Origin of the sequence: Clostridium sp. D43t1_170807_H7 (assembly GCF_015555905.1) — a bacterium.
Lineage (GTDB): Bacteria > Bacillota > Clostridia > Clostridiales > Clostridiaceae > Clostridium.
Map to the genome: position 1 here is coordinate 1 of NZ_JADNLK010000020.1, position 14,203 is coordinate 14,203.

13 protein-coding genes and 1 other annotated feature are annotated in these 14,203 nt (G+C 25.1%); all 13 genes read left to right on the forward strand.

Features of this window, described 5'->3' with window-relative positions; genetic code table 11:
* Positions 1-171 precede the first annotated feature (171 nt).
* The 13 genes from I2E98_RS12120 (at position 172) to pulA (ending at position 14,199) form a co-directional block, all read left to right on the forward strand.
* On the forward strand, positions 172-987 hold the full coding sequence (locus tag I2E98_RS12120; RefSeq protein WP_347708036.1) for an amino acid ABC transporter substrate-binding protein: 816 nt from the start codon (positions 172-174) through the stop codon (positions 985-987).
* A gap of 56 nt (positions 988-1,043) precedes the next feature.
* Positions 1,044-1,685 carry an amino acid ABC transporter permease gene (locus I2E98_RS12125; RefSeq protein WP_195469202.1) on the forward strand — a complete coding sequence of 214 codons (642 nt, stop codon included), beginning with the start codon at positions 1,044-1,046 and terminating at the stop codon, positions 1,683-1,685.
* 10 nt (positions 1,686-1,695) lie between these two features.
* The gene (locus I2E98_RS12130; protein ID WP_195469159.1) at positions 1,696-2,415 is read left to right on the forward strand and encodes an amino acid ABC transporter ATP-binding protein; all 720 of its coding nucleotides are present in this window, start codon (positions 1,696-1,698) and stop codon (positions 2,413-2,415) included.
* A gap of 160 nt (positions 2,416-2,575) precedes the next feature.
* Positions 2,576-2,812, forward strand: coding sequence for a DUF1292 domain-containing protein (locus I2E98_RS12135; RefSeq protein ID WP_195469160.1), 237 nt, complete (start codon positions 2,576-2,578; stop codon positions 2,810-2,812).
* A 158-nt stretch (positions 2,813-2,970) separates the two neighbouring features.
* A complete protein-coding gene (locus I2E98_RS12140) occupies positions 2,971-3,852 on the forward strand; it encodes a DMT family transporter (RefSeq protein WP_195469161.1) in 882 nt (293 codons plus the stop codon).
* Positions 3,853-3,955: 103 nt separating this feature from the next.
* A complete protein-coding gene (locus tag I2E98_RS12145; protein WP_195469162.1) occupies positions 3,956-6,832 on the forward strand; it encodes an SNF2 helicase associated domain-containing protein in 2,877 nt (958 codons plus the stop codon).
* Between the two features lie 42 nt (positions 6,833-6,874).
* Positions 6,875-7,651: a tetratricopeptide repeat protein gene (locus I2E98_RS12150; protein ID WP_195469163.1), complete on the forward strand. Its 777-nt coding sequence runs from the start codon at positions 6,875-6,877 to the stop codon at positions 7,649-7,651.
* 51 nt (positions 7,652-7,702) lie between these two features.
* Positions 7,703-8,071 carry a hypothetical protein gene (locus I2E98_RS12155; protein ID WP_195469164.1) on the forward strand — a complete coding sequence of 123 codons (369 nt, stop codon included), beginning with the start codon at positions 7,703-7,705 and terminating at the stop codon, positions 8,069-8,071.
* Positions 8,072-8,191: 120 nt separating this feature from the next.
* Entirely contained in the window at positions 8,192-8,719 is a 528-nt protein-coding gene (gene idi / locus I2E98_RS12160) for an isopentenyl-diphosphate Delta-isomerase (protein WP_195469165.1), read from the forward strand.
* Between the two features lie 103 nt (positions 8,720-8,822).
* Complete coding sequence (locus tag I2E98_RS12165; RefSeq protein WP_195469166.1) at positions 8,823-9,167, forward strand: hypothetical protein; 345 nt, start codon at positions 8,823-8,825, stop codon at positions 9,165-9,167.
* Between the two features lie 48 nt (positions 9,168-9,215).
* Positions 9,216-9,469, forward strand: a binding site (T-box leader).
* A 144-nt stretch (positions 9,470-9,613) separates the two neighbouring features.
* The gene (locus I2E98_RS12170; RefSeq protein WP_195469167.1) at positions 9,614-10,138 is read left to right on the forward strand and encodes a tryptophan transporter; all 525 of its coding nucleotides are present in this window, start codon (positions 9,614-9,616) and stop codon (positions 10,136-10,138) included.
* Positions 10,139-10,302: 164 nt separating this feature from the next.
* Positions 10,303-10,716 carry a hypothetical protein gene (locus tag I2E98_RS12175; protein ID WP_133016210.1) on the forward strand — a complete coding sequence of 138 codons (414 nt, stop codon included), beginning with the start codon at positions 10,303-10,305 and terminating at the stop codon, positions 10,714-10,716.
* A 285-nt stretch (positions 10,717-11,001) separates the two neighbouring features.
* Positions 11,002-14,199: a type I pullulanase gene (gene pulA / locus I2E98_RS12180; RefSeq protein ID WP_195469168.1), complete on the forward strand. Its 3,198-nt coding sequence runs from the start codon at positions 11,002-11,004 to the stop codon at positions 14,197-14,199.
* Positions 14,200-14,203 lie beyond the last annotated feature (4 nt).

Consider the following 14,203-nt stretch of genomic DNA (forward strand, 5'->3'; position numbering starts at 1 on the left):
CTACTATTAGCTCTATGCTTTTTGGCATACTATAAATTAAATTCCCGAAGGGAGCGTGGCGAAAGCCACTTTTTTTATTTATATAATAAAATAAATAAGAGGTATTGCTTTTAATGCTTTAACGTGTTAAAGTATTAAATAAGAAAAGTTTTAAATAAGGGGGATATATTTGTGAATTTTTGTAAATTAATAAAAAGTATAATTTTAGGGGGAAGTATTTTAGCTTTATCAATTGCCTATGTTGGTTGTTCAAATGAATCTTCTGAAAGCACATTAGATAAAGATACACTTATTGTTGGAATGGATGATGCATTTGCTCCAATGGGGTTTAAAGATGAATCCGGGGAGATAACTGGTTTTGATGTTGATTTAGCAAAAGAATTAGGTAAAAGGTTAAATAAAGAAATTATTTTTCAACCAATTGATTGGACAATGAAAGAGTCTGAACTGAAATCAGGTAATATCGATTTAATATGGAATGGATATACAATAACAGAAGAAAGAAAAAATAAAGTAGACTTCTCAGTTCCATATTTAAAAAATAAGCAAGTTATAGTAACACTAGCTGCTAGCAATATTAATTCAAAATCAGATTTAGCTAATAAAAAAGTTGGTGCACAAAGTGAATCTTCAGCTGTTACTGCAATGGAAAAAGAAGAAGAATTATATAGTAGTTTTAATGGTGGAAGTGCTATTACTTTTGAAGATAATAACCAAGCTTTAATGGATTTAGAAGCTGGTAGAATTGATGCTGTAGTAGCAGATGAAATTCTTGTAAGATACTATTTAAGCTTAAAAGGTGAAGAAAAATTTAAAATATTAGATGATAACTTTGGTGAAGAAGAATACGGTGTTGGTATTAGAAAAGGTGATACAGAAATGGTAGATGACTTTAACAAAGCTTATAAAGAAATGCAAGAAGATGGCACATTACAAGAAATATCTGAAAAATGGTTTAATGAGGATATTACAATAAAATCTGAATAAATAAAAAAAGGGGAGTAACTAAATTGGAAAATATAATAGCTGCACTTAATACACTTATAAATTATTTTTTTACCTTATTGCCACAAGTTTTAGAGGGATTAAAGGTAACACTTGAACTATTTATTTTAACATTAATATTATCTATTCCTTTAGGAATTGTTGTAGCATTAGGTAGGTTGTCTAAAATAAAAATTATTAATAAAATAACAAGTTGTTATATTTTAATAATGAGAGGAACTCCTCTTCTTTTACAAATAGTATTTATATTTTTTGGACTTCCTAATTTAAATATTGTAATTAATAGATTTCCAGCGGCTATAATTGCATTTACATTAAACTACGGTGCTTACTTTGGAGAAATATTTAGAGCAGGAATATCATCAGTAGAAATTGGACAGTATGAAGCTGCTCATGTATTAGGTTTATCAAAAAAAGATACATTTTTTAGAATAATACTTCCACAAGCTTTTAAAACTGTATTACCGCCTGTAGCAAATGAAATAGTAACTTTAGTAAAAGATACAGCTTTAGTATATGTTATAGGCCTAGATGAACTATTAAGAGTGGGTAAAATAGCATGTAATAGAGATTCATCTTTATTACCTTTAGTGATTATAGGAATAGTTTATTTAATTCTTATAGGAGTTTTAACTAAAATATTAGACAAACTTGAAAAAAAATATCAATACTATAATTAAGAGGTGAATTATGTTAAAGATTAGAGGTTTAAAGAAATCTTTTGGTAAGACTACAGTATTAAAAGGTGTAGATTTAGATATAATGGAAGGTGAAATTGTTGTAATTGTAGGTCCATCTGGTGGCGGAAAAACAACTTTACTTAGAACAATAACAGGTTTAGAAACATGTGAAGAAGGTACTATAGAAATTGCTGGAGAAGTTCTTTGTAAAAATGGAAAGTATGCAGATAAAAAATCAATTAATGCTATTAGAAAAAATATAGGACTTGTTTTTCAAGGATTTAACCTTTTTCCACATAAGTCTGTATTAGAAAATATTATTGAAGCTCCTATTAGAGTATTAGGCGAAAACAAAGATACTGCAATACAAAATGCAAATGAAATTTTAAGATTCTTAGGATTATCAGATAAAGCTAATAACTATCCTTGTGAATTATCTGGGGGGCAGAAACAAAGAGTAGCTATTGGTAGGGCATTAGCGTTAAATCCAAAATTAATGTGTTTTGATGAACCAACTTCAGCTCTAGATCCATCATTAACAAAAGATGTTGCTGCATTAATTAAAAGTTTAAGTAAAAAAGGTATGTCTATGCTTATAATTACTCATGATATGGAGTTTGCAAAACTTGTTTCTAATAAAATTGTATCAATGGATTCTGGAGTAATTATTGATAAACACATATATAACGACAAAACCGAAATATCAGAAAACGCCATTCAATATAATTAAATTATTAATTTTATATATATTTAATTAATAATTTAATACAAAAATGACACTTTTGTTGATAGCAAACATTTGTTCCGTTAGTTGTTTTTATAAATTTCTATAATAATTTCCTCTTCTTTTTATAATACTAATATTATTAATGTTATAAGGAGAGATTAAAATGTCTGAAAAAACTATGAAATTTACAGATGATGCAGGAAATAAGGTTGAATATGCTATATTAGAGCAAAAACTAATTAATAAAACCGAATATGTTGCAATGGCTCCAGTAAATAATAAGAGTGATGTAGAAATATTCAAAATTGCTTTTGATAAAGATTGGAATGAAACATTAATTCAAGTTGAATCTGAAAATGAGTTAAATATGGTTAGACAAGTATCTAGTATTAAATTTTAAAAAAAGTAAAAAAGATCTATTAAATAGGTCTTTTTTTATTTAAAGTATTATTAATAATATTTGTTTATTTAAATTTACGTTGAAATTGATAATTACATATAGATGATAATTATTATTTGTGGTAATCTATAAAAAGAAAAATTTTTTTAGGAGGATATATGAAAAATATAACATTAAGTAATAGAACAAAAGGTGTTTTATTTATAATAATGTCTGCATTTGGATTTGCTATGATGTCTGCATTTGTTAAACTTTCAGGAGATTTACCATCATTCCAAAAGACATTTTTTAGAAATATAACATCTTGTATAATTGCATTTATATTAATACTTATTAATAAAGAAAGTTTCTTTGGAAAATTAGAAAATCAGAAAATTTTAATTTTACGTTCAGTATTTGGTACACTAGGAATAGTTTTTAACTTTTATGCAATAGATAAATTAGTATTATCTGATGCTAATATGTTAAATAAATTAAGTCCATTCTTCGTAATAATATTCAGCGCTCTTTTCTTAAAGGAAAAAATAAATATAAAACAAGGACTAGCTATTATTGTAGCTTTTATAGGGGCATTATTTATAATTAAACCACAATTTAATTTTGATATCATTCCATCATTAATTGGTATATTGGGTGCTATATGTGCAGCTGTAGCTTATACTTGCTTAAGGGTTTTAGGTGGAAAAGAAAAATACTATACTATTGTATTTTACTTCTCATTCTTTTCTACAATAGCTATATTACCATTTATGCTAATAGTATATAAAGAAATGTCAATGTTACAGTTTGTTTATTTAATCTTAGCAGGTATCTTTGCTAGTATTGGACAATTTGGTATTACTATAGCTTATAAATATGCAAAAGCAAAAGAAATATCTATATTTGACTATAGTAACATCCTTTTCTCAGCAATAATAAGTATAGTTTTATTTGGTGTTATTCCAGATTACCTAAGTGTAATTGGATACATAATTATATTTGCTGTATCATTATATATGTTTTTATACAATAAAAAATTAGATAAAATTGAAAGAAAGTAATAGAAAAAAGTTGTACTATATGTAGTGCAACTTTTTCTATTGTTGATACTTCTAAATACTTATTTATCTATGCTATAATTAAAACTTGTAAAGGAGGAGTAATATGTATAATAATAAAACTTCAAGTGTGTTAGATATCCTTCTTAATAATAAAAATAAAGAAGAATTAAAAATAGAACTGTATTTAAATAAAATAGATTATAAAGGTCAACTTTCTATAGAATTTAAAATTGGTTTAAAAAATAAGCCATCTAATAAATTAAATATAATAAGAGATATAAGACAATTTTTGGTGTATTATGAAAATAGCATATCTCTAAAATATAGTAATGATTTCACATTTGATATAAATAAGCAATACTTCTCAAGTAATGATCTTGCTTTAATTGACTTTATTTATGAACTTCTAGAGATAGAAGGTAGTAAATCTAAATATCTAAAATCTAATGATAGATTAATTGAAGGTAAATACATATATCCACCTAAATATTTAATTAGGGAATTATTTTATATTGTAAAGGATCATCATATTTATTTTAATGAAGGCTTCTTTAATAGACCTGTTGACTGTGAGATCCTATTAGGAAACCCATATATAGAAATGAATCTAGAATATATAGATAAAGAGTATAAGTTACAACTTCTATCTGATTTACCAATAATATTAAATAACAATTATAATGTCTTATTTAAAGGTACTACTATATATTTACCTGAAAAAAACTTTATTAATAAAATAAGACCTTATTTTGAAATCTTCAAAAAAGATAATAATGTTATTATTCCAAAAAGTGAAGAAGAAAGAGTTTTAAAAGAACTTATTCCAACTCTTAATAATATAAGTGATAATTTAATATTATCATCAAACATTAAAGAAAAAGTTATTTTAGCTAAGCCAAAATTCAACTTCTATTTTAATAAGGAAAATAACTTTGTTCTAATGACTTTAAAAGTTCAATATGATAAATTTGAATTTAATATATTTAATGAATTCGATGAAAAAATAATATATAGAGATTTTAATAAAGAACAAGAAGTTATGTCTGCTTTAAAAGCCCTTGGATTTGATCATATTAATGATAAATATTACTTAACATTAGGTGATGATTATATATATAATTTCTTTAAAAATAAGATTCATGAGTTACAAAAATTTGGTGAAGTTTATTATTCAGAAAATTTTAAAGGAATACGTAAGATAGATTCTAAGGGGATAATAGGACATATATCTGTTGGAAAATATGATTATTTTGAATTAAAATTTGATATAAAAGATATACCTCAATTTGAAATAAGTAATGTTTTAAGAGCTTTTAGGGATAATTTAAAATATTATAAACTTGAAAATGGTGAGTATCTAGATTTAGAGTCCTTAGAATTAAATAACTTTTTAAAATTAATAGATAATCTTAACTCTTGTAATGATATAAAAAATAACACAATTGAATTTCATAAAAGTAAAGGATTATACGCAAATGAATTTATAAAAGAAAATAATATCAAATTCATGAAAGGAATTGGATATCTAAGAAATCTTAAATCTCAATTTAATAATATAAATAAATTAAAATATGAACTTCCAAGAGAATTTGTTGGAGAGCTTAGACAATATCAATATACGGGATATTGTTTTTTTAAAACTTTATATAATCTAGGATTTGGTGGAATATTAGGAGATGAGATGGGATTAGGTAAAACTATACAAGCTATTGCATTTATATCATCTATTAAAGAAAAAACTTCTTTGATTATAGCTCCCTCTTCATTAGTCTTTAATTGGAAACAAGAATTCACTAAATTTGCTCCTGAATTAAATGTTAAAGTAGTTACAGGAGTAAAAGATGATAGGAGTAAAACTTTAGATAATACTGAGGAATATGATGTTTTAATAACTACATATTCATTATTAAAAAATGATATAGATAAATACTTAAATATTGATTTTAATTGTGTAATATTAGATGAAGCACAAAATATAAAAAATCATACATCACAAAATGCAATGTATGTAAAGCAACTTAATAGTAAAAGTAAATTTGCCCTTACAGGAACACCTATTGAAAATTCTTTATTAGAACTATGGTCTATCTTTGATTTTATAATGCCTGGATACTTATTTGATAGAGATACTTTTATCGTTAAATATTATAGAAGATTCATGGATAATAATGAATTATCTATTGAGTTTAAAAACTTAATAAAGCCATTTATATTAAGAAGGCTAAAAAAAGATGTTCTTAAAGAGCTTCCATCAAAAATTGAAAAAATTATTGAAGTAGAGCTTCCCAAATCTCAACAAAAAGTTTATAGCATTTATAATAATAAAGTTATAGATTTAATTGAAAAGAAAATACGTGATGATGACTTTTCTAATGGTAAGATAGAAATACTATCATATATAACAAAATTAAGGCAAATAGCATTAGATCCAAGTGTCGTACTAGAAAATTATCAAGGTGAAAGTGGTAAAATAGATGCTTTAATAGAATTATTACATCAAGCTAATGATGAAGGACATAAAATATTAGTTTTTTCTCAATTTACTTCTGTTTTACACAGTATAAAAAGAAGATTAGAAATAGAAAATTTGAAATATTGTTATTTAGATGGTACACTGTCACATAAGAAGAGAAATGAGGCAGTAGATACCTTTAATGAAGGTAATATCCCAATATTCCTAATAAGTTTAAAGGCTGGTGGTACTGGTCTAAATCTTCAAAGCGCAGATGTTGTTATACACTTTGATCCATGGTGGAACCCATCTGTAGAAGCCCAAGCAAGTGATAGAGCTCATAGAATAGGTCAGAAAAATATTGTTGAAGTAATAAAGCTTATATCAAAAGATACAGTAGAGGAAAAAGTTATTAAACTACAAAATGAGAAAAAGCAATTAATAAATAAAATTTTAGATGATAACTCTCTAGATACTAATAATATTTTTGAACTATCAAAGGATGAAATATTAAGGTTATTTGAATAATTTAAATAACTTTACTAAAATACAATAAAAAGAGGTATTATAATGGAATTAAATAAAGACTTTTTAGAAAAATACAATGATTTAATGAATAAAGATGTTGAATTAGCTCTTGAATTTTCATTAAATGCATTAAAAGAAAGTAATAATGTAGATTTCTATGCATATATTGCTGATTGCTATATGTCATTAGATGAATTTGATAAAGCTGTAAGCGCTTTAAAAACAGGCTTAGATAATAATTGTACTAATGGTACATATGCTAAAAGTTTATTAGGAGAATCTTTATTTTACTTAAACAAATTTGAAGAAAGTAAGGCTGTATTCGAAGATTTAAGATTAGAAAATCCTAATAGTTTTTTTGTTACAGCTTACTTAATTGATGTTAATATTAATTTAAATAAATATGAAGAGGCTATTAAATTAGGTGAAGATATATTAAACTGTAATGTACTAGATTCTAATGATACTGCATATATATTAGTTAATCTAGGATGGATTAACTTAAAATACCTAAACAATAAAGATAAAGCCTTGGAATATTTTAATAAAGCATTAGAACTTGATAAAAATATCGGTAGAGCCTATATCGGGTTAGCTGAATACTATTTTAGTATTGGAGATTATAATAGCTCATTAGTAAATTATGAAAAAGCAATAGATTTACAAGAAGGAACAATTGATGTCTATTTTGGCATTGCAATGTGCTATAAAGCATTAAAACAATATGATGATGCTTTAAGTTATTTACATATAGTCCATGATGCAGATAACACTAATGAAACATATATAAAAGAAATCAATGAAATAGAAAAATTATAATTTTGAATTAAGTTTAAAAAAAGTGATTATACTAAGGTTGAGGTGATACTTATGTACCAAAGTATAGGGATAAACTTAAGCAAAAATTTAGATGCAGCTACAAAAAGAATAAAAGTTCCTGCTATTACTCAAAGATCATATTACAAAGACTCAAATAATTGGGAAGAAGAATTCATTAATTTTTATAAATCTGATTCTGATTCTGATTATAATAATATGGATTATGATGATAATATTAACTATTTAGATGATGATTATGACGAATCTATAAATGATGATTCAGAATGTTCATGTGGATGCTGTAATACTGGTTCATTAATGGATAAAATGAAAAATATAGATTCTAAGGTTGCAGTTATGGCTGGAATAGGTGCTTTAATAGGATTAATTGGTTTGTATAAGTTGCTTAAAAGAAGATAAAGTATTTATAAATATTTTAAAATAAGCGTCGTAAATTACTAGCGACGCTTATTTTATCTAAATATCTCAATTCTATAAAAGCTTATTTAATTATAAAAAATTATTAAGGAGAATTTTGAAATGAAGGAAATTATAATTTGCGTTGATGAAAATGACAAGGAACTGGGGTATATTGAGAAAATGGATGCTCATATTAAAGGTGTGCTTCATAGAGCATTATCAATATTTATTTTTAATGATAAAAATGAACTACTTTTACAAAAAAGATATAGTGGAAAATATCATTCACCTAGTCTTTGGACAAATACTTGTTGTACACACCCTAATAAAAACGAAAGTACAGATTCTGCTGCTAAAAGACGTTTGCAAGAAGAAATGGGATTTTCTTGTGATTTAAAAGAAGTATTTTCTTTTATGTACTATATTAAGTTTGATAACAATCTTATAGAACATGAATTCGATCATGTATACTTTGGTAGATATTCAGATAAAGTTTATATAAATCCATTAGAAGTTGAAGATTATAAATGGATATCAATAAATGAAATAAAAACTGATTTACAAAATAATCCCCAAAAATATACTTATTGGTTTAGATATATAATGGAAAATCATATAAAAGAAATTGAAGAAAACTTAGATTTTTAGATTAATATAATATATTAAAAACTATTGTAAGTAAATTAATAGTAATATAAAATATTTTATATAAAAATCTAATTATTTTACAAATGAAAGGAAATAACTAAATATGGATAATAAAAAGCCACAAGAATATATAGCTAATATAGCAAAGGCATCATCTTACTTTGCATTTAAGAATGGTCCAATTAAGGATTTATGTAAAGAAGGGAAAATCTCAGAAGAAGAAATGAATAATATACAATCATATATGCAAAATCACTTAGCTTATCTTTATACAGTGTTACTTGAAGAAAATAATCTTAAAAAATTTGATTTAGTAATTAGCACTATGAATAAATTTTATGTTAATGATAAAGTAGAAGTGTTATTAGCTGATGATGGCTTTGATAAGTTTTATGAAAACTTATTTCCACAAGTATCAAATATATCAATAAATAATATAAAAAAATAGCATTGACTTGCATCTATTTTATGGATATAATGGTATTAACAATAAAATTTAAATTCTTAGACAAGGGATAGTAGTATATCTTAGTTTCATTAAAGAGAGTTAAGGATGGTGAGATCTTAACAAGAAGGAGTTATATGAATGGGCCTTAGAGAAGTAAAGGGAAAAGGTTTCTTAGTACCGGATACCGTAACCTACACGTTATAGTAGGACAAGTATGTTAGTACTTGGTTTTAAGTGATGAAATTTATTATTTATTTTTCATAAATTAGGTGGTACCGCGGATTATTTACTCCGTCCTATGTTTATAGGACGGAGTTTTTTTATAAATTCAAGGAGGTGATTAATATGGTATGAACAATGGCTAAATCAAATTTTACTTTTAAAATTTATGATTATTATTTAAATTTAAGGGGAATAAAAATGAAAACAAATATGAATACAAAAAAATGGTTATTAACGCTCTTCTTTTAGCTATAGGTGCTATATTACATCAAATAACTCCAGCTCTAGGTTTACCAATGCAACCTGATTTTGCTTTAGCAATGCTTTTTATTATAATGATAATTAATAATAATAACTATAAAACATCACTTATTGCTGCAATAATTACAGGTATATTTACTGCCTTAACAACTAAATTTCCTGGTGGGCAACTACCTAATATTATAGATAAAATAGTTACTATAAATTTAATGTATAATATTTTATTATTTTTAAATAAAATATTAGAATATATAAATATTAATAATAATATCAAACAAAACTTATTAGTAATAATAAGCTTTCCATTAGGAACATTAATAAGCGGAACTACTTTCTTATTATCAGCACAATATATTGTTGGATTACCAGCTGAATTTTCAATACTTTTTGTTACTATCGTAATTCCAGCACTTTTAATAAACACAATAGGCGGATTTATTCTTTATCAAGCAATAAATATATCATTAAAGAGAGTTATAAGAGCATGAAAGCTCAAAACACCAAATACTAATAATATTATTAATATTTGTTGTTGATATTTATACTTTATTTTGTTAAATTATAAATAAGATTTTTTTGATATAATACCTTTTACAAAAAGTGATATCACATTTTGTAAAAGGTAAATTAAAACCTAGGAGGAAAAATAATAATGTACATAGCATTTGGAAATAGAGTTTTAGATAGTAAGGACATAAAAAATATAATTGAAGAAAATACTGAATTTAAAGTAATAAAAGACATGAGTAAAGGTTCTAAAAGAGAAGATATAGTTGCCTTTAATTTAAGTGTAAGTATCGATATATTAAATGAAGAAATTGAGGAAAGTATTAATATTAATGAATTAGACGAAGATTCTTTATTTGACGAATATATGGCTTCTACAGAGGAATTAGGTTTTGAACTTGAAGAATACTTACCTGAAGACTCTATAATAGATTTTAAAGCATATAAATGGGAACCTTCTGATAATGATATAAAGGCTGTTTTAGTCATGGCTAATGAAGAGTTAGGATATAATAAACTTAAAGATGTTATGAGAAGATTATTAACACAAGTTGAATAAATTTAAAATTAAATTTCTAATATATTAATTTATTAAGTGAAATAAAAGATATAGAAATTCAAAATAAACGCATATTTCTTAAGCTTATAAAAAAATATTTTAAATATAAAACAAGATAAAACATTCTATTAAATGTCTTATCTTGTTTTTTTATGAATTTTTATATGAAAAATAACAAAAAAATGTTACAATTATTGTATACTATGGTTAAAATATATATTTTTGCTTATTTTTAATGTATTTCTAATTAAATTTTAGGCTAGAATTATATAGCGGGGTGTTTATATGAAAAGTTCAGATTATATTGAAAAATTCGAAATAAATGATAATGAAAGAGGAAGCTACTCAGTAGACTTATGTCCTCTTTCTAATACAATAAGATTCACAGCAAAATATGATGGTTGTATATATGCCTACGTGGTAGGTGATTTTAATGCTTGGGAAAAGTCAGAAGATTATAAATTAAACTGGCAAGTAGATACAAATGATGGTGTACTTAAAATGATTAGAGAAATAAATTTTCCAAAAGGTCTTAAGCCAGGTAAATATAGATATAAATATATATTAATTGATTGTAATGGAAATGAAATCTGGATAGATTCTGAAGGAAGCGAAAAAAATAGTTTTAGTTTTGTATGGGAAAAAATTACTGATACAATAAAAATTTATTCATCTAATAATATAGTAACTTATAAAAGACCAATCGAACTAATTGGTGTGTGCACTGGTTTATATGGAAGAATATCCCTTCCCGAAATGATATGGTATTTAGATACAGAGATTGATGGCGTAAAAATAGAAAATGGATACTTGATAGTAAACGATAATGTAAAAGAAGGAACTGAAATTGTTGTTTGTGGAAAAACTATTGAGAAAGATTTAATTGCTACTAAAAAAATACTTGTTGAAGACAACAAATATAGTGGTACATTAGTACATTTTTATTTAGAAGATAGTAATTATCAAGGTCATGATTATATATGGAATTGTTGGTCATTTGATGAAACTTGTAATGGTGAAGAAAGAGATTTTAGCTTTAATACTGATTATGGCTTTGCTTTATATATAAAAGAAGATTACTTAATTATTAGAAAGAAACAATGGGGTAATAATTGGATAAATTATTGGGCTGAACAAACTAACACTTATGATTTAAAAGGAAACTATAAAGACATATATATAGTTTATGGAGATGCAAGGAGATATACTTCTCTAAGAGAGGCCATAATAGCAACTCAAACTAATATAAAATCTGCTATTATGGATGATCATAATAAAGTAAAAGTATATCTATCAAGTGAACCATTATTAGGACTTGATTTTGAATTATATTTAAATGGTGAAAAAGTCGAAGGAACCTCTTCTATAATAAGAGGAAAAGAAGTTATTATAACTAACCTTCCTAAACATATACGTGCTAATGATTTACTTTTAGTTTCCGCCTCTAATGCTTATAAGCCATATAAAGTACTATTTAGAAATTTTTTAGACAAATTCTACTATTCAAAAGAAGATTTAGGAGTAGTTTATTTAAACAATGCGATTTCCTTTAAACTTTGGGCTCCAACAAGTTATAAGGTTGAATTATTACTATATAAGGAATGGTATATTAATCAAGAAGAGGCCTCAATTAAATATCCTATGATATATGATTATAAAACGGGGGTATATACAACTGTTATAAATAAATCTGATGCAAATGAAATGTATTATTTATACAAACTTTACTTCAAGGATGTAGATGCAAATGGAGAATTATATGATAAAATTACATATGCAGTAGATCCATATGCAACTTCTGTTTGTGTAAATGGTGATAAAGGATATGTGCTAGACATAAATGATAAAAATACAAAACCTTATGGTTTTACCAATCATAATATTCCTGAATTAAAAAGAAAAGATGATTCTATTATTTATGAAATGCATATAAGAGATTTTACAATTGATGAGAGCTCTGGTGTAAGTGATAGCCTAAAAGGAACTTATTTAGGAGCAGTACAAGAAAATACAATATATAAAGATATTTATAGTGAAAAAACCGTAAAAACTGGATTAGATCATTTAGTAGAATTAGGAATAACTCATGTTCATTTGATGCCAGTTTTTGATTTTGGTTCAGTAGATGAACGTTTTCCAAGCTCTAATAATAGAAATTGGGGATATGACCCTAAAAACTTTAATGCTCCAGAAGGGAGTTACTCAACAAATCCCTATAATCCAGTAACAAGAATTATTGAATTAAGAGAAATGATTATGAAATTCCATGCAAAAGGTATCAGAGTTGTCATGGACATGGTTTATAATCACATGATGGGCACTATGAATATGGATAATATTGTTCCTGGATATTACTTTAGAACTGATTCTCTTGGAAGATTTACAAATGGCTCTGGTTGTGGAAATGAACTTGCAACCGAAAGACCAATGGTTAGAAAATTTGTAGTTGATTCATGTATGCATTGGATAAAAAATTATAAAATTGATGGAATTAGATTTGATCTAATGGAATTAATTGATATAAATACAACCAAAGAAATAGTTCGTAAATCTCGTAAATTTGATCAAAACTTTTTAATTTACGGTGAACCTTGGAAAGGTGGAAGCTCACCTTTAATGAATGGTACCTTTAAAGGATCACAAAGAAACGAAAACTTTTCTGTCTTTAATGATACTTTTAGAGATGCAATAAGAGGTAATAATAATCCATCAAATGGCTTTATAAATGGAGATCAGCATAATAATATTTGTAATTGGAATATAATCGAAGGATTGAAGGGTTCTATTTATACATTAACATCCAATCCAAATGAGAGTATAAACTATGCAGATGCACATGATAATTATACTCTTTGGGATCAAATAGAAAAAAGTCAAAATTTATATTTATCTCAAGGTGACTATAGAAAAAATATAAGTATTTATCCATTAGATAATACTCTTGTACGACAGTATTTATTAGGTTTATCAATATTATTTACTGCTCAAGGAATTCCATTTATTCAATATGGCTCTGAATTTTTAAGAACAAAACAAGGTGATCATAATAGTTATAAAAGTAGTGATGAAATCAATTCAATTAAGTGGAGTGATAAAAATAGATTTATAGATATATTTAACTATACTAAAGGATTAATAGATATAAGAAAAAAATTACCATATTTTAATATAGATAATGCTGATATTATAAAAAACAAAGCAAAGTTTATATTTGCCAATAATAATGAAAATAGTGGAGTTATAATTAATCATATTGATTTAAGTGAATATGATAAGGGCGAAGTTGTAGTTATTTATAATGCCACAAGCATCGATAATTATGATGTAAATTCCTATATTCCTATTTCTAAAACTGGATATTGGAACATTATTGCCAATGATAAAATAGCAGGGTTAAATATATTAAAAAAAGTTAATTTCAATGAAATTCCAAAGTTGAAGTCATTTTCGATAATGATTCTATGTAATAAAATTAATAAATAATATC